The 17,223-nt window shown below is 60.9% G+C and carries 16 protein-coding genes and 1 pseudogene; 12 read left to right on the top strand and 5 right to left on the bottom strand.

The window, feature by feature from the left end; genetic code table 11:
• Nucleotides 1–8: 8 nt before the first annotated feature.
• From HGP13_RS31200 to HGP13_RS31185, 4 genes are all read left to right on the top strand, one after another.
• A complete protein-coding gene (locus HGP13_RS31200; RefSeq protein WP_172233170.1) occupies nucleotides 9–479 on the top strand; it encodes a TRAP transporter small permease in 471 nt (156 codons plus the stop codon).
• A 9-nt stretch (nucleotides 480–488) separates the two neighbouring features.
• Nucleotides 489–1,796: a TRAP transporter large permease gene (locus HGP13_RS31195; RefSeq protein ID WP_172233167.1), complete on the top strand. Its 1,308-nt coding sequence runs from the start codon at nucleotides 489–491 to the stop codon at nucleotides 1,794–1,796.
• Nucleotides 1,797–1,821: 25 nt separating this feature from the next.
• Entirely contained in the window at nucleotides 1,822–3,291 is a 1,470-nt protein-coding gene (gene aldA / locus HGP13_RS31190; protein WP_210266334.1) for an aldehyde dehydrogenase, read from the top strand.
• Nucleotides 3,292–3,379: 88 nt separating this feature from the next.
• Nucleotides 3,380–4,411 (top strand): hypothetical protein, encoded by a 1,032-nt coding sequence (locus HGP13_RS31185; RefSeq protein ID WP_172233164.1) that lies wholly within the window; start codon nucleotides 3,380–3,382, stop codon nucleotides 4,409–4,411.
• A 42-nt stretch (nucleotides 4,412–4,453) separates the two neighbouring features.
• Here the strand turns inward: HGP13_RS31185 and HGP13_RS31180 are convergent, their stop codons facing one another.
• Nucleotides 4,454–5,155 (bottom strand): GntR family transcriptional regulator, encoded by a 702-nt coding sequence (locus tag HGP13_RS31180; RefSeq protein WP_172233161.1) that lies wholly within the window; start codon nucleotides 5,153–5,155, stop codon nucleotides 4,454–4,456.
• Nucleotides 5,156–5,353: 198 nt separating this feature from the next.
• On the opposite strand from HGP13_RS31180, the gene HGP13_RS31175 reads away from it, so the two are divergent.
• From HGP13_RS31175 to HGP13_RS31140, 8 genes and pseudogenes are all read left to right on the top strand, one after another.
• Nucleotides 5,354–6,886, top strand: coding sequence for an altronate dehydratase family protein (locus HGP13_RS31175; protein ID WP_172233158.1), 1,533 nt, complete (start codon nucleotides 5,354–5,356; stop codon nucleotides 6,884–6,886).
• A 16-nt stretch (nucleotides 6,887–6,902) separates the two neighbouring features.
• On the top strand, nucleotides 6,903–7,088 hold the full coding sequence (locus HGP13_RS31170; RefSeq protein ID WP_172233155.1) for a 4-oxalocrotonate tautomerase: 186 nt from the start codon (nucleotides 6,903–6,905) through the stop codon (nucleotides 7,086–7,088).
• 7 nt (nucleotides 7,089–7,095) lie between these two features.
• A complete protein-coding gene (locus HGP13_RS31165) occupies nucleotides 7,096–9,174 on the top strand; it encodes a hydantoinase/oxoprolinase family protein (protein WP_172233152.1) in 2,079 nt (692 codons plus the stop codon).
• A complete protein-coding gene (locus HGP13_RS31160; protein WP_172233149.1) occupies nucleotides 9,171–10,826 on the top strand; it encodes a hydantoinase B/oxoprolinase family protein in 1,656 nt (551 codons plus the stop codon). The genes HGP13_RS31165 and HGP13_RS31160 overlap by 4 nt, the downstream gene beginning before the upstream one ends.
• A gap of 60 nt (nucleotides 10,827–10,886) precedes the next feature.
• The gene (locus HGP13_RS31155; RefSeq protein WP_172233146.1) at nucleotides 10,887–11,786 is read left to right on the top strand and encodes a dihydrodipicolinate synthase family protein; all 900 of its coding nucleotides are present in this window, start codon (nucleotides 10,887–10,889) and stop codon (nucleotides 11,784–11,786) included.
• Between the two features lie 89 nt (nucleotides 11,787–11,875).
• Nucleotides 11,876–12,163 (top strand): annotated as a pseudogene (locus HGP13_RS31150) (transposase); the annotation flags it as partial.
• A 327-nt stretch (nucleotides 12,164–12,490) separates the two neighbouring features.
• Nucleotides 12,491–13,219, top strand: coding sequence for a GntR family transcriptional regulator (locus HGP13_RS31145; RefSeq protein WP_348647107.1), 729 nt, complete (start codon nucleotides 12,491–12,493; stop codon nucleotides 13,217–13,219).
• 115 nt (nucleotides 13,220–13,334) lie between these two features.
• Nucleotides 13,335–13,580 carry a hypothetical protein gene (locus HGP13_RS31140; RefSeq protein WP_172233143.1) on the top strand — a complete coding sequence of 82 codons (246 nt, stop codon included), beginning with the start codon at nucleotides 13,335–13,337 and terminating at the stop codon, nucleotides 13,578–13,580.
• A gap of 345 nt (nucleotides 13,581–13,925) precedes the next feature.
• Here HGP13_RS31140 and HGP13_RS31135 read toward each other — a convergent pair whose 3' ends face one another.
• The 4 genes from HGP13_RS31135 to HGP13_RS31120 all read right to left on the bottom strand — a co-directional run bounded on the left by HGP13_RS31135 (nucleotide 13,926) and on the right by HGP13_RS31120 (nucleotide 16,602).
• Nucleotides 13,926–14,210 carry a hypothetical protein gene (locus HGP13_RS31135; RefSeq protein WP_348647072.1) on the bottom strand — a complete coding sequence of 95 codons (285 nt, stop codon included), beginning with the start codon at nucleotides 14,208–14,210 and terminating at the stop codon, nucleotides 13,926–13,928.
• The gene (locus HGP13_RS31130) at nucleotides 14,162–15,838 is read right to left on the bottom strand and encodes an IS66 family transposase (RefSeq protein WP_172223785.1); all 1,677 of its coding nucleotides are present in this window, start codon (nucleotides 15,836–15,838) and stop codon (nucleotides 14,162–14,164) included. Before HGP13_RS31130 ends, HGP13_RS31135 begins: the two co-directional genes overlap by 49 nt.
• 66 nt (nucleotides 15,839–15,904) lie before the next feature.
• Nucleotides 15,905–16,252: an IS66 family insertion sequence element accessory protein TnpB gene (gene tnpB, locus HGP13_RS31125; RefSeq protein WP_006201720.1), complete on the bottom strand. Its 348-nt coding sequence runs from the start codon at nucleotides 16,250–16,252 to the stop codon at nucleotides 15,905–15,907.
• On the bottom strand, nucleotides 16,249–16,602 hold the full coding sequence (locus tag HGP13_RS31120; RefSeq protein WP_172223789.1) for a transposase: 354 nt from the start codon (nucleotides 16,600–16,602) through the stop codon (nucleotides 16,249–16,251). The genes tnpB and HGP13_RS31120 overlap by 4 nt, the downstream gene beginning before the upstream one ends.
• Nucleotides 16,603–17,223: the final 621 nt, after the last annotated feature.

The raw sequence follows: 17,223 nt of genomic DNA, 5'->3' as shown, positions 1-17,223 counted from the left end.
TGCCGACCTTGGCTGTCTATTGGAAGCGATTTGCGCAGTCGGTGAGCGTCACGGCCTTTGCCGTGATGTTTGCCGGCTTCGTGATCGGCATTGCTGCCCGTTATGTTTTCAACTCCCCCATATCATGGACGAACGAGCTTTGCGTCGTCGCTTATGTCTGGGTCGTCTTCTGGACGAGCGATATCCTGATCGGTGAGCGGCAACACATCGTATTCGATGTCGTGTATGGCATGTTTCCACCGCGACCCCGTCGCGCTCTGGCGATCTTCGTGACGCTGTCGCTGGCGCTGGTGTTTATTGCTGCCTTGCCGGGCACCATCGATTATTTTCTCTTCCTTCGCCCCCGCCACTCGACCTTGCTGCACCTGCCCATGCAGTTCGTCTTCGGAAGTTTTGTGATCTTTCTCGTTGCCGCTGTCGTCAGTGCGCTGCGGCGGCTTTGGCAATTGCTAAGGCCCGGTTGGGAACAGCATATCTAGGAATTCTTCATGTCATTCGCCGTCGAGGTGATGTTCATTCTGTTCTTTGTCTGGATGTTCGCCGGCATGCCGCTTGGGCACGCCATGCTGGCTTCCGGCATTGTCTATTTCGTCATCACCGGACGCGACATGGGATTGGTGGCGAGCCAGAGCCTCAATGGCATCTACGGAAACTTCGTGATGCTGGCGGTGCCGCTGTTCATTTTCGCCGCCGAGCTGATGAACGCCGGCAAGATGACCGACAAAATGTTCGGCTTTGCCAACCTGCTCGTCGGCCGGTTTCGCGGCGGACTGGCCCATGTCAACATCGTCGCCAGCGTCATCTTCGCCGGCATGAGCGGCAGCGCGTTGGCGGATGCAGCGGGTCCAGGCAAAATATCGATCGATATGATGATCAAAGCCGGCTATCGGCCCGGCTTTGCCGCAGCGCTGACGGCGGCATCATCGATCCTCGGACCGATCATCCCGCCATCCATACCTATGGTTCTCTACGGTGTCATATCCAATACATCGATCGGCTACCTTTTCATGGGCGGCGTTGGACCGGGCATCTTTCTGGCCGTGGTGATGATGGGCGTGGTGGCCGTACAGGCGCGTCTGCAGAATTTTCCCACCCAGCCGAAACCCAGCCTGCAGGAAGCTGTCGCGGTGACCCGCGATGCCGCGCCGACCCTGCTGTTGCCGATGATCCTGCTCGGCGGCATCTATTCCGGCGCCGTGACCCCCACGGAAGCGGCGGCTGTGGCCGCGTTTTGTGCGCTGCTGCTGGCGCTGTTCTGGTACCGTACGCTGTCGCCGAAGGTGCTGTTCAACGTCCTGGTGGAATCCTCGCGATCGACTGCGATTGTTGCAATCACCATCGCCGGCGCGGTCTTGATGAACTATGTCGTTGCCGCCGAGCAGATACCCGATCAGCTGGGCGCCTGGATCGCGTCAATGGATCTCAGCGCACCGATGTTCATGCTGCTGGTGACGGTGCTGTTTCTGGTTCTGGGGGCATTGCTCGACACGCTGCTGATGCTGCTGATCGTCATCCCCATCCTGATGCCCACGGTGCGCGAACTTGGCATCGATCCGGTCTATTTCGGCGTCGTGTCGACCGTAAACATGATGATTGGCTTGATCACACCACCGATGGGACAGCTCGTGTTTCTTATTTCGGGGATTACCGGCATCAAGGTCGCCACGATTCTGGGCGAAGTGTGGGTTCTGCTCTTCGTTCTGATCGTTGCGCTCTTTGTTTTGGTTTTCATGCCACAGATCACGCTCTGGCTGCCAAGTGCTGCCGGATATGTCCCACAGGGGACTTTTCATTGATGACATTCAAAACAGGATTTCCGCCATGCCGGCCATGAAAGAGCTCGTGAAGGGGACGGACCGTTATCGCCACTACATCAATGGCGAGTGGGTCGATTCCACCGTCAAGGAATGGATCGATGTCGAGAACCCGGCAACGCAGGCGATCATCGCCTCCGTTCCGAACGGGGGCGAGGACGATGCCGATCGCGCGCTGGTCGCCGCTCGTGCCGCCCAGCCGGGGTGGGAAGCCTTGCCGCCGGCTGCACGCGGGCAATTGCTGAAGGACCTGGCGCGGCTGATCCTGGAGAACCGGGAGCGTCTAGCCCGCATCGTCGTTGCCGAACAGGGCAAGCCGATCCAAGAGGCGCGCGGCGAGATCGAAGGGGCAGCACTTTATCTTACCTATGCGGCGGAGGAAGCGCGCCGCATCACGGGCGACATCATCCCTTCCGACATGCCCGACGAGCAGATCTGGATCCAGCGCGTCGCCCATGGGGTGGTGATCGCCCTGACCGCCTGGAACTATCCGGCGGCACTGATGTGCCGCAAGATGGGGCCGGCGCTGCTGGCCGGCAACACCATTGTCGTCAAGTCGCATGAAGGCACGCCGATCTCGGCCCTGGAGATCGCGCAGCTGTCCTCGCAGCTCGAGTTCCCACCCGGCGTCATCAATGTCGTCAGTGGCACCGGCGAGGGTATCGGCGCCGCGCTGGTGCGCCATCCCATCGCGCGCCTCATCACGCTGACGGGCAGCGTGCGCGCCGGTAAGGAGATCTTTCGCGCCGCCGCCGACGACCTGAAGCTGCTGCGGCTCGAACTCGGCGGCAAGGCACCGTTTATCGTTGCCGAGGATGCCGATATCGGTGCGGCGGTGCGCGCGGCCGTGCTGTCACGTTTCGAGAATTGCGGCCAGATCTGCATCTGCAACGAACGCATGTATGTGCACCGGCGCGTCGCCGACGAATTCCTGGAAAAATTCACCCGCGCGGTGAAAGCCCTCAAGGTCGGCGACCCAACCACCCTGGTCGATGTCGGGCCAAAATTCAGCGGGCTGGAGCTCGACAAGGTCGAACGCATGGTCGACACGGCACGCGCCGCCGGCGCCGAGGTGCTGACGGGCGGACGCCGGCTGACCGAGGGCGAGTTCATGCGCGGACACTGGTATGAGCCGACGGTGATGACGGTCACCGACAACCAGATGCGCATCATGCAGGACGAGGTCTTCGGCCCCGTCGTGCCGGTGATGAGGGTTGGCGATTTCGATGAGGGCCTGCGGCTCGCCAATGAATCGAACTATGGCCTGTCGGCCTATGTGTTCACCAAGGATATGCGCCGGGTCATGCGGCTGGTGCGTGAGCTGAAGTTCGGCGAGATCTACGTCAATCGCCCGGGCGGCGACGCGGTGCATGCCCATCATGCCGGCATCCGCGACAGCGGCATTGGTGGTGAGGACGGCAAATACGGCCTTGATGCCTATTTCCAGAAGAAGACTATCTACGTCAACTACGCTTGAGCCCTTCCGTTGGGGCGGTCCTGCCGGCATGGCATTGCGCCTTCGCCGGCAGGACCGTAGATGTTGCCGAAATGGCGCGGACGGAACGATGGGTTTTGCCGAGGAATTGCAGCGGTTCGGGCTGCTGCTGCCGCTAGGCTCCCCAACGGTGGTGCTGGCCGGTACGCATGGCGACATTGACCGGCTCTACCCGGCCATTGATGCCGCGCTGAGGCAGCACCCGCACTACCGCCTTGTGCTGGCCGCCGCCGAGACCGGTGCAATGCGCAAGTATTATCCCCACGAACTTATCCTGCCCCTTCCGCATTCCGTCGCCTGGCAACGCTGGCTGCGACGGCTGGGCGTGGTGTTGGTTATCGGTCCTTCGGCCCTTTCGGGCCTTTCACCCGCAGGCTTTGTCGACAGCAGCAAGGCCATCACGCCCACGATGCTTGCGGCACTGCTGCCGCCTCTGGCCGTACCGGAGAGGAAGCCGTCGCGCGGTTCATTCCTGATCGGCCTGTTCGGCGGCCCAGCTATCGCCTCACTGCACGAGCTCGCCGAGAAGCTTGGCAAACCGCGCACGATCGTGTGCCTGGGCAATGGGCCGTCATCGGAGGATCCGAGGCTGGCGGATTTCAGCGATGCCGCGCTGTTTCGGGTGAACTGGAACTGGCGTGGACGAAATTGGCTGACCGCCCCCGACATGGTCTTTACGGCCGATCCCGATCTCCCAGGTGCCGGGCGGCGTCCGTTGATAGCGTTCCCGACAGCGGTCGTGGGGCGCCCCATCCTGCTTCGCCATCTCAGGGCGATGCGGCCGCCATCGGCCGGGTACGTCTTTATCGATGAAATCGATCCACCCGTGGCCGATCTCGCCGGACCGATGATTGCGACCAACGGAGCGCTGATGATTGCAATTGCCGCCGCGCTTGAACCCGAACGCATCGTCATTGCGGGAATGGACCTATATCAACATCCCGAAGGACGCTATCCGGGCGATACGACAGCGCTTGACGGTTATTCCCGCCAGCACAGTGCCGAGATCGACCTCAAGCTTGTCCGCTCTGCCTTGAGCGGCTTCGACGGGGAAACGATTATCCTCAGCGACAATCTGCGCTTGGCATTGGCGGCGCGTTAGCCGATCCGGCTGCCTAGCCCGGCTGCGCGGCGGAACGAGACCTCAGGAGGCCTTTTCGCGAAACGGCTTGGCAGTGCCGCCCTGTTTCAGCAACTTTGCCAGAAGCTTGACCTCGGCATCGTTGTGATTGCGCGCGAGCTTTTCGGCGCGGTCGGCATCCCCGGCGATGACCGCCTCGATCAAGGCCTTGTGCTCGGCGATCAGTTCCTCGTAATCATTGGGCAGGAACCCCGACTGCACCATGTGGAAGCGGACCTGCTGGACGATGAAGCGATGCTGCTCGGCCAGCCGTTCGTGCCTGGCGAGATCGATGATTGCCGTATGCAGGTCGAAGTCTATGCCCGTCGCATCCTGGAAACGGCCTTCGCGGATGGCGTGCAGCAGATCATCAGCGATACCGCGCAAGCGTGCGCCATCCGTCTCACTGATGTTAGCCGCCGCAAGTCGGGCGCCCAATCCTTCCAGCGCACCGCGTAACGTGTAGATCTCCCAGGCATCGACCGTCGACGTGCCGGACACTTCCCAGCGGGTGAATGCAACCTGCTGGACAAGCCCCTCGTTAGCCAGTTGGGCGAGTGCCGAACGCACGGTGCCGCGGCTGACCTCAAGCTCTTCGGAAAGCTGCGTTTCCAGCAGGCGCTCGCCGGCTGGCAACACGCCTTCCAAGATATGAGAACGGATCAGGTCGGCCGCGCGGCGGTCGAGCAGCCGCTTTTCCGACTTGAGACTTGTAAGCTTTGTCATCAACCGACTCATGGCCACGGATGCCTCTACATATTCCGGCACCCCCTGCCACGCAACCTGCATTGCTGACAATTAACGACGGGTCAGACCCTCTCGATGTTGCGTGGCCATGGCGGCTGAAGCGCGCTCAAAATTAGATCTGCTGATTGCTGACAATCAAGCAAAACTGTGTTTGATTGCTTCAACGGGAGTCTATGGATGGTCGATGGAAAAGCACCGGTGCTGCAGCTCATGCCCGGCGACGAGGTTGCGGTTGCACTGCGCGACATCCAGGCCGGCGAGGTGTTGCCGCCATTCGGCGTACGGGCAGCCGGCGCAATCCCGTTCGGCCACAAGGTTTCCCTTCAGCCCTTGGCCCAAGGCGATGTGATCCATCGCCTTGGCCAGCCCATTGGTCTGGCAATTGGCCCAATCGTGGCCGGTGCCCATGTCCACCTGCACAATATGGGCTTCGAGGCGTCGATGGCCGGCCATGCCATCGGCACGCGGCTCTCGAACGCACCGCTGCGATCGCCACAAGCCATCCCGACTTTCGACGGCTATCTGCGCGCCGACGGCAAGGCAGGTACGCGCAACTATGTCGGCGTACTGACCTCGGTGAACTGCTCGGCGCTGGTGGCAAGGATGATCGCCGATCATTTCCGCGATCCAGCCCGGCTCATGACTTATCCCGGTGTAGACGGCGTCGTGGCTCTGACCCACAAGTCCGGCTGCAGCGTTGCCGACGGTTCGATGTCGATGGCGATGTTGCGGCGGACTCTCGCCGGATATGCGCGGCATCCGAATTTCGCCGGAGTGCTTCTGGTTGGCCTCGGCTGCGAGGACAACCAGATAGACCAGCTGGTCGAGGAAGAAAAGCTTGTACTGGGCGACAGCCTCGCCAAGCTTGTGATGCAGGAAACCGGCGGCACGCGTTCAAGCATTTCACGCGGGATCGAGATGGTCGAGGCCATGCTGGAGAAGGCGTCGATGCGGCGACGCCAGAGGATCCCGGCGAGCGAGATTATGGTCGGGCTTCAATGCGGCGGGTCGGACAGTTTTTCAGGCATCTCCGCCAATCCGGCGCTGGGTGCGGCTGTCGATCGTCTCGTCGCCTGCGGCGGCACCGCGATCCTGGCAGAGACACCGGAGATCTACGGTGCTGAGAACCTGCTGCTTGAACGCGCCGTCAGCAACGAGGTCGGTGAAAGACTGATTGGCCTGCTCGAATGGTGGGACGACTACACGAGCAAGGAACCACAGGGCTTCGACAACAATCCGTCCCCCGGCAACAAGGCGGGCGGCTTGACGACCATTCTCGAGAAATCGTTGGGGGCGGTTGCCAAGGGTGGCACCACCAACCTCGTCGAGGTCTACGGCTACGCCCGGCCGATCGACAAGCGGGGGCTGGTGTTCATGGACTCGCCCGGCTTCGATCCGATGTCGGCGACGGGCCAGGTAGCTGGCGGCGCCAATCTTATCGCCTTCACCACCGGGCGCGGCTCGTGCTTCGGCTGCAGGCCCGCGCCCTCGATCAAGCTTGCCACCAACTCGGAAATGTTCGCGCGCATGGAAGAGGACATGGACATCAATTGCGGGACAATCCTCGATGGCGACAATTCGATCGACGAGATGGGCGAGGTTATTTTTCGCCAAATGATCGCCTCCGCATCAGGCAACGCAACCAAGAGCGAAGTGCTGGGCTATGGCGATGACGAGTTTGCGCCTTGGCACGTCAACGCGTGGCTTTAATTCAAAAGGAAGAATCATGCCGACAATCAATGTCAGGCTGCTCAAGGGACGCAGCATCGACCAGAAGCGCGAGTTCGTCGACGTGGTCACGCGCGAAGCCGCCCGCATCCTGAAATGCTCGCCCGACGTCGTCGATATTCTGTTCGAGGATTTCGAAAAACACGACTGGGCCGTCGGCGGCAAGCTTGCATCCGACAAATAGCCGACCGATGCCCCTGACCGGACGCCTCAGCGTCGACATCGGCGGCACCTTCACCGATCTCGTGCTGCTTGCAAACAATGGCTTGACCTTTTCTGCAAAGGTCAGCTCGACGCCTTTGGCGCCCGAGGATGCTGTGATCTCGGGCATGGCCGAACTTCTTGACACCGCCGGCATGCCAACGTCCGCACTCACCGAAGTATTGCACGGCACCACGGTCGGTTCGAACACGCTGCTGCAGAAGCTTGGCGCGCGCACTGGGCTGATCACAACCAAGGGGTTCCGCGACGTGCTCGAGATCGGCCGGCTGCGCACGCCAGGCATGTTCGACCTGACCTGGGACAAGCCGGAGCCGCTGGTTGCCAGGCGTTACCGGCTTGAGGTGGCGGAACGCACCCATGCCGACGGCTCAATAAGCATACGAGTGGACACCAACGGCATCCTGGCGGCGGGTGCGTTTTTTCGTGACGAAGGCATCGAGTCTGTCGCTATCTGTTTTCTCAATTCCTACACGAACCCCGACAACGAACGCGCGGCAGCGCGCATGTTTTCGCGGGCTTTTCCCGAGATCGCGGTCACAGTGTCCGTCGATGTCCTGCCGGAAGCCGGTGAATATGAGCGGACCTCGACGGCTGTCGTCAACGCCTATGTGCTGCCGGCGCTGCGCTTCTATCTCGCGCGCCTGGAAAGCAGACTGCGCGCCGCCGGCGTGAAGGCTCCGTTGCTGATAGGCAATTCCAATGGTGGGCTCTCGGCCTCGGCGACCGCTCAGCGCAGGCCAGTGTTCTTCATATCGTCTGGACGCTCCTCCGGTGCCGTGGGCGCCGAACGTCTTGCCGCCGTCCTCGGAGAACCGAACCTGGTTGCCTTCGACATGGGCGGAACGACGGCGTCGGCCGCCCTTGTCCATCGCGGCGTGCTCAGCCGCACGCATGAGTATGAATTTCGTGCCGGCATGTCGGTGCCGTCGCGCTTCATCAAGGCGGGCGGATACATGATGCGGGTGCCGACTGTGGATGTGGCGGAAGTCGGCAACGGCGCCGGCTCGATCGCTGCGATCGACGCCGCTGGCCTGCTGACAGTTGGGCCGCTTTCGGCAGGCGCAGCACCGGGTCCCGTTTGTTACTCGCATGGCGGTTCACGGCCAACGGTGACCGACGCCAATGTCGTGCTCGGCTACTTGCCGCCCCAACTGGCCGGCGGATCATTGAAACTCGATGTCGAAGCTGCGCGCGCGGTGATCGGCGAGACCCTCGGTCGTCCGCTCGGCCTTTCCATAGAGGCTGCTGCCTTTGGTGTCCGCGAGATCGCCAACGCCAACATGGTGCGCGCCATCCGCGCGGTCACTGTCGAGCGCGGCCTCGACCCGCGCGAGCTGACGTTGCTCGCCTTCGGCGGCTCGGGGCCGGTGCACGCCTGCGACCTGGCAAGGACACTCGGCATTGCGCGCGTGGTCTTTCCACCGGCACCGGGCGTTTTCACAGCCATGGGCATGCTGGCCGGCAGCGTTGAACATCATGAGTTGCGGTCTGCGCAGGCAAGGCTTGATCGCCTTGACCAGTGGCGGGTCGACGCGCTCAGGCATGAGATGCGCCTTGCCGCTACAGCGGCGCTGGCCGCGCAAGGATATGCTGCCGCGACAGTGAGCATCTCCGAGCAGGTCGATCTGCGGCTCGACGGGCAGGACGCATCCCTTTCCATCCCGTTTTCCGGCGCTTTCGACGCCGCTTCGTTGCGAACGGCCTTCATCGCGGTGTACCGCGATACCTACGGCTATGAGCCAACTGATGCGATCGAAGCCGTGGCGTTGAGGTTGCGCGCCGAGGCTCGTGTCTCCGACCATCTCGACTTCACGGTCTTGAAAATTCCGAGGACGCAATCAACGGCGGGCGAAGAGAAGCGGTTGGTGTATTTCGAGCGCACTGTCACAACGGATACCCCGATTATCAGGCGTGAATCAGTGGCGGCCACGCTTGTCGGCCCGGCGATCATCGAGGGCGCTGACACCACCATTGTCATTCCACCGGGCGCGCGGGTCGAGCCTGACGCGACCGGCAGTCTCATCGCGACGCTGGAGGGCGCCTCGTGAGCGTCACCGATCCCATCACCTTCGCCGTCATCAAGTCGGGGCTCGACACCATCGTCGACGACATGGCCTATGCCGTGATGCGCACGGCGCGTTCGCCGATCGTGCGCGATGTGCTCGATTATTCCGTAACGATCTGCGATGCCAAGGGACGCATCCTCAGCCAGGCCAAGACGGTAGCGCTGCATCTCGGTGCCGTGCCCGACGCGATGGAGGTTGTCATCGAACGGTTCCGGGACGACCTGTTCCCCGGTGACGTTATCGTGCTCAACGACCCTTATGACGGCGGCATGCATCTGCCCGACATCTTCATGTTCAAACCCATCTTTTCCGATGAACGACTGCTCGGCTTTTCCGTGGTCATCGCCCACCACTGCGACGTCGGCGGGCGCGTGCCAGGGTCGAATGCTTCGGACTCGACCGAGATCTTCCAGGAAGGCCTCCGCATCGCGCCGATGAAACTCTATGATCGCGGTATCGCCAACAAAACGCTGCTGAAGATCATCGAGAAGAACGTCCGGCTGCCGGAGCTCGTGCTCGGCGACCTCGACGCGCAATACGCCACTTGCAACATCGGCGAGCGCGAGATGCAGCGGCTTTTGGAGCGCCATGGCGACGAGCTGGAAGCCTATTTCGACCGCCTGCTTGACTATGGTGAAGAACTGACCCGCAAAGCGATCTCCGGCTGGCCGGACGGTGATTATACGTTCACCGACTACATCGATGGCGACGGCTTTTCGCCGGCGGCGATCCCGATCGTGTGCCGGATCAGCGTGAAGGGCGACCATCTCTTCGTCGATTTTACCGGCTCCTCGCCGCAGGTGAAAGGCGCGATCAATGCGACGCTCTCCTTCGTCAAATCCTCGACCTATCTCAGCATACGCTGTGCGCTCGACCATGAAGTGCCCAACAATGCCGGCGTCTATCGCTGCATCACGGTGACGGCGCCGGAGGGTTCGATCCTCAATCCGAAGATGCCGGCCCCAGTCGCGGCGCGGGCCCTGACCGGCTACCGCGTCGTCGACACGGTCATGGGAGCGCTGGCGCAAATCGCACCGAAGCGGTTGATGGCAGCGGGCGAGGGCGGCAACACGGTGGTCGCCATCGGTGGTTATAGCGGGCCATGGAACAAACCGTTCGTCTTCGTCGACATGATCAATGGCGCCTGGGGCGGCCGGTCCGACAAGGACGGCATCGAGGGCATAACCAACCCAAGCCAGAACATGTCCAACCTGCCCATAGAGACCATCGAAGCGCGCTATCCCCTGGTGATGGAGGAATATTCCCTGCGCGTGGATTCCGGCGGCGCCGGCCAGTACCGCGGCGGACTTGGACTGAACAGGCAATACCGACTGCTGGCTGACACCGCGATCCTACAATTGCGTGCCGATCGGCATGAGCATCCGCCCTATGGCCTGTTCGGTGGCCAGCCGGCTGCAAGTTCGAGGAACCTGATCAGGCAAGGCGACGATTGGCACGTACTACCGGCGAAGGTGACACTGGAGATCGTCAAGGACACGGTGATCCGCCACGAACAGGCCGGCGGCGGCGGCTGGGGCGATCCATCACGGCGAGATCCCCAAGCGATCGCCGCGGACCTGCGCAACGAAAAAGTCACTGCCGCAAGCGTGGCCGCCGATTACGGCGACCGATGAGCTAACGATTCGATTTCAACGATGCGGATAAGGTGTCCGCGAACAAGAGGAGATCATGACATGTCCTGGACCGGCGTTTTCCCCGCAGCCACCACAAAGATGCAGGCATCGGGATCAATCGATCTGCCGGCCACGCAGGTAAGCATTGATCGCCTTATAAAGAACGGCGTCTCGGGCGTCATCGTCCTGCCGATGCTAGGTGAAAACGCCGCGTTGACCCAGCAAGAGCGCGACGACGTCGTCACGGCGGCCAGCGAGGTTGTCGCGGGCAGGGTGCCGCTTCTGTCAGGTCTGGCCGAACTGTCGACCGACAATGCCATCGCCGCAGCACGCAACTATCAGAAGCTTGGCGCGCAAGGCCTTATGGTCTTTCCAAGTCTTGCCTACCGTACGGACCGCCGTGAAACGGTGGCCTGGTACAAGGCCGTTGCGGAGGCGAGCGACCTGCCAGTGATGATTTACAACAACCCGATCGCCTACAAGGTGGATGTCGATGTCGAAACCCTGAAGGAACTGGTCGACGTGCCCGGCATCGTCGCCATCAAGGAGGAGACCGGCGACATCCGGCGTGTGACCGACCTGTTCAATGCCTTTGGCGACCGCTTCGACATCTTCTGCGGCGTTGATGATCTTATCCTTGAAAGCCTAGCGCTGGGCGTCGTCGGCTGGGTGTCCGGCATGACCAATGCATGGCCGGCGGAGTGCGTCGCGCTGTTCAACGAAGCCAGGGCTGGAAACTTCAAGGCCGCATTGCCGCTGTATAGGTTGATGACGCCGGCCTTCCATCTCGACACCGACGTCAAGCTGGTTCAGTACATCAAGCTTGCCGAACACTTGGCCTATGGCGCTCCAGAGCATGTCCGAAGGCCACGTTACCCGATCACCGGCGAGGAACGATCGAAGGTGGAAGAGATAATTCGACGGACGATTTTGGACCTGGCAAACCTAGTCGTCTCTTGAAAGTTGATTTCTGGTCGTCGATTTTGGATCAGAACCCAACACTAGTCAGCATCGACAGCGCCAAGGAAAAGGCTCCGGTAGCCAGGTCAAAGCCCGGCGACGTTGTCGTCATGGATATTCTGGGAAGTCATAAGTCGGCAGCCATCAGGCAGATGATCAAGGCTGCCGGCGCCAGGCTTTGGTACCTGCCACCCTACTCTCCGGACCTCAATCCGATCGAGCACGCCTTTGCGAAGATCAAACACTGGATGCGACAAGCTCAGAAGCGAACCGTCGAGGACACTTAGCGTCACATCGGTCACCTCGTCGAAACCATCGAGGCAGCCGAATCCAAGAACTACTTCGAAAACGCCGGATACGCTTCCGTCAAAACGTGAAAGGCTCTGGGTGTGGCGAGGGGAACGAGATGATCAAGCTTCAGAAGTTGCCTCTGACCCTCAGCATAGTCTGCAAGCGCGGGTTCAAGCTGCGCGATAGCGTCCAAGACAGGACGTAAGTCTTAGTTGAGAGAAAGCTAATATAAAGGTACCTTTAGAACGCGGGGATGATCCCAAAGAGCTATCCCGCAATGGCCGGTGCCGGGTTCCCTTTCCGCAAAGCTGACCCGAGCGCTGGCCATTTTCTTGCCGCTACGCCAGTAAAACTAAGTATATTGACAATAGAAGAAAAAGTACATATCCTTATTTTCCCGTCATAATACTTAGATGAAGGTCGGTTTTCTTGTTGGAAAATCATTCATGCGAATAGCAGACGGAAAAGAAGGTGGCAGCGATTTTTCAGCTTCGCAGACCATTGCAAGCACCGTTTACGTAAAACTTCGCGACGATATATTGAATGGAGTTCTGAAGAGCGGTTCGAAGGTGCGCGTGGAATGGGTGGTTGAGTACTATGAGGCTGGAGCCTCGCCCGTTAGAGAGGCTCTTACCCGACTTGCCACCGAGGGGTTGCTGGATCATCGAGACCAGCGCGGCTTTTCTGTAAAACCTGTAAGTGCTAACGAGCTTGACGAACTAACACGCACGCGTTGCTGGGTCGAGGAGATGGGCCTGCGGCAGTCGATTGCCAAGCGGAATGTGCAGTGGGAGGAGCAGGTCGTTCTGGCACTGCATAGGCTGACCCGCGCATCGTGCCAGATAATCGAAAAGCCATCATCACGTGACCCTGAATGGGAGAAGCATCACAGAGCTTTCCACCGCGCACTAATTGCAGGATGTGGCTCCAACTGGCTCATACGCTTCAGCGATCAACTCGCAGACCAACTGTACCGTTACAGGATATTGGCAAAGTCAGACGAGGTATCACCTCGCGACTGCCTGGAGGAACACAGCCTTATTGCTGAGGCCGCTCTTGACGGGGACGCCGATCGCGCCGTTTCAGCCTTGGTAAGTCACTACGAGAAATCCGCGGCTCTCTGCGCCGGTAGATTCCGATGAGAGAGCCCTACTTTCTGCCCAGCCAGCCTTTCGTCTAATTGAAACAAGGTCGCGAATCTTTTTGATTCCGTTCATCGGCGCCTGATTTGGCGCTGTCGAAATGTGCGGAGGAACCATGCAGAAGGCAGCCGAACTGCTTTATGTCCTTGGCGACCACATCGACGCAATCAAAAGCCATATTATCAGAATGGATGATCTGACACTTAACGCTCTTTTTACGAGCTTGCCGTCGAAAGCCCCTGCCGGAACAGCGGAGATGGTGATGCTCCTACTCGTCCACCGGGAGATGGAGAGCCGCTCGACGCGGCGCCAGGTCAACAACGTTCTGCCGTTTCACACTGCTCAAGCCGACCGGCATTGACCAGATCAACTGCGGCCCTATGTGGTACTGATCACCTTCCGCCCTGGACCGACCAAAGTCTTGCGTGCAATACGCAAAGGTCTGACGTAACCGCTTTGGTTCCGCCAATGTCCATTGGACGTTCCGTACTTTAGTTAATCATTATATAAGATTCTCCTAAATTTAGGGGAGCGTTTATCCTTGGCTGACCAAGAGAATCCATTTGAAGCTTACCGCCTCGAACGCCTGCAAGACGGAAAAACCGTAACCATCGCGATATTCTTTTCGTGGGTAGAGTACCCGTCCGGTGAAGACCGCAGACGTGCGTATCCGGCGGCTTGAGCACCTGAGCACCGTGGTGCTGGGTCAAGCTTTCGATGGGGAGACGCGATGATATTCTTCGAGGAGGAGTTTGACTTCCTCGATGCCTTCATCGGTGAAGGCCAAGATCCCGTCGTCATCGTTGGCGCCGTACACCCAGATGACGCCGTCCTCGGGCTCGAGACCGAGGGTCAGGTCCTGGATGAGCGCTTCGCTGACTCCGAGGTCCCTGGCGACACGTTCGACGGTGTAGACGTGATGCACCTTATTGCGCTGCATGATCAGGCCGCCGCTGGTTGGGTCCGCAATTTTGCAGATCTCCAATTCCATGGCAGCAAATCATCGATCCGCTGGGCTGGGTGGGCTGCGATGCGCGCCAGGATATCGGCGAGCCAGGCCTGAGGGTCGACGTCATTCAACTTGGCGCTGACGATCAGGCTGTAGAGAACGGCAGCGCGCTGTCCGCCGCGATCGGAACCGCAGAACAGCCAGGACTTTCTGCCGAGAGCGATGCCGCGCAGGGCTCGCTCGGCTGCATTGTTGGATAGGCAAATCCGCCCATCGTCGAGGAACCGGGTGAAGGACGACCAGCGACGCAGCATGTAGTTGAAGGCCTTGGTCAGATCGTGTCCGCGCGAGAGCTTGTCGCGCGTCTCGATCATCCAGCGCTCGAGCTCGGTGACCAGCGGCGCGCTCCGCTCTTTGCGCACGGCGTGGCGTTGGCCTGGCGACAGGCCGTTGATCGCGCGCTCGATATCGAACAGGGCATCGATGCGCTTCACGGCTTCAACCGCTAGCGGATAGACCAGGTTGGGCTTCTCGCCGTGCGCCTTCTTGCGCGCCGCCGCTTCGATATCGGCCAGCTCGAACACTTTGCGCCGGCTGTGGGCCCAGCAGCTGGCTTCCAGAATAGGCGCCGGCTGACGGCCCGTCGCATAGAGATCACCATAACCGCCATAGGCGTCGGCCTGCAGAATGCCGCTCCAGCCGGCGAGATGCGCCTCGGGATGTTCGCCTCGGCGATCGCGGGAATAGTAGAACACCACCGCCGGCGGATCGGCGCCGCCGAACGGCCGGTCATCGCGCACATAGGTCCATAATCGGCCGGTATCGGTCTTGCCCTTGGCCAGGACCGGCACCGTCGTGTCGTCGCCGTGCAGACGTGAAGCGGCCAGCACATGGGCTTCGAGCCGCTTGAACAGCGGCATCAGCACCGCGGCGCCGGCGCCGACCTGGTCGGCGAGCGTCGACAGGCTGAGCGGCACGCCTTCGCGGGCATAGCGTTCAGCCTGGCGGTTGAGCGGCTGATGCTGGCCGAACTTCTCGAACAGGATCATCGCCAGCAGGCCGGGGCCAGCCCAGCCGCGCGGGGTGGCGTGGAACGGCGCCGGTGCCTGGCTGATCGCCTCACAGTCGCGGCAGGTGAACTTCTCCCGCACGTGTTGGATCACCTTCCATTGCCGCGGCACCACCTCCAGCGTCTCGGTGATATCCTCACCCAGCCTGCGCAGCCGATGACCGCCGCAGCAGTGGCAAGCGGTCGGCGCCGGCTCAACCACGCGTTCGCGCGGCAGATGCTCTGGAAATGGCTGGCGCGCCGGTCGTTTGCGCACATAAGGTGCCACCTCAGTGGTCCGGGCCGCCGCCTGTTCGGCGGCGATCTCGTCTTCCGTCGCCGTGCTCTCGAGTTCCTCGAAGGTGAGCTCCATCTGGTCGTGCAGGCGGGCTGAGCGTTCAGAACTCTGACCATGCAGCGCCCGCTGCAACTTGCGGATCGTCAGACCCTGATGTGCGATCAGCGCCGCATCATCCGATGCCTTGGCCCTGGCGACCGCCAGTTCGGCCTCGATCAGCGTAGCGCGCGCGGTCTCGTCTTCGGCTCTGGCCAGCGCCGCGGTCAGCGCTGCTCTCAGCGCACCGATATCGTCCGGAACAGCATCCAGGGCGGTGGCAACCATGTCCTGGAGTGAATCATAAAACGCGTCCGCTGACTCGCGGAAAATGGCGCAAACTCAAAGAAAAACTCAGCCCGCGCGCTGGGGGCGGAACGTGTGGCGCGGGTTGCGCCAATCGATCCCGTCGAGCATGTAGGCGAGCTGCGCCGGTGATATGGAAACCGTGCCGTCCGCCGGCGACGGCCATAGGAACCGGCCCTTTTCGAGCCGTTTTGCATACAGCGACATGCCGAGCCCATCATGCCAGATAATCTTGATCAGATTGCCGCTGCGGCCTCGGAAGACATAAAGATCCCCGGCATGCGGATCCCGGCCCAACGTCTCCTGGACCTGCAGAGCGAGGCCTTGCATTCCGCGACGCATATCGGTCCGGCCGACCGCCAACCAGATCCGCACCTGGCTCGGAACCGGGATCATGAAACGCCCAGCGCCTTCACCATCGCCGCCGCGAGTGTCGGCGGTGTGGTCAGCGGAATCCGCAGCCGCACCTTGCCGGCGATCTCCAGCTCGATCACCGCTGGGGCCGCCGCCGGCACCGAAGCGGCGACAGGCTCATCGGGAACCACGACAACTTCCGCAAAGCCTGTCTCGCGGGCTCTCAGCGTTCGGCGCCACTTATAGATCAGGCTGGTCGCGACATCGTACTGACGCGCTACCGCTGCCACCGTGGCCCCGGGCGCGAATGCCGCGGCCAGTATCCGGAACTGATCCTCTTCACGCCAACGACGACGACGCTCCGGTCCGGTCAATAACGTCACATGGCTCATGCTGTGCTGCTAACTTCGCTCGTAAGGACGACCTTAAGAGCGCAGCCTCGCTACCGTGCCATGCTCGCGCAAGGCGGCCTTCGCCGGAGGCGTACTGGGTAGAGGCGGAGACCGTCACCGATCGTCTGGATGGAAGTTACCGCTTGATGCTGGGTGACAAGCAGATATGGCCGGCAGAGACACCATCTAACGAAGTGGCTGGATCGAACTTGTTCCCCTAGGCGCGAAGAAGCACGTCCATTTCATTCTGAATCCACCTTCGCGGCGCGTTGGCACCAAAGTCTCGCAGATATGATATTGCTCGTGCGGAGCTGCTTGAACACGCTCTCGTGGGATAAACCATTCCCCTGTTGGCGGATCATTTCGAAAGTATGGATGAGGTTGCTTGACGTGGTAACCTTCTCTTGTTGATCTGACATCGCTGGAATCGATCGGGTGGCAATCTCGCTTGCCGCAGCATCGATAGTGGAGAACAGGGTCGGTCTTACCTGTGTACCAGTCGTGGGCGTCGGCATCGCCGGCGAAGGCAATCCACACGAATGCAAAATATCGTGCGGCTGTCCCATGTTCCGCCTCTCACGAAACAGATAGCATGTTAGCGATCTCTAATCAAAAGATTGA

Origin of the sequence: Mesorhizobium sp. NZP2077 (genome assembly GCF_013170805.1) — a bacterium.
Classification (GTDB): domain Bacteria; phylum Pseudomonadota; class Alphaproteobacteria; order Rhizobiales; family Rhizobiaceae; genus Mesorhizobium.
The sequence above is the reverse complement of the archived record's forward strand: the minus strand, read 5'-3'. Positions and strand labels throughout refer to the sequence as shown.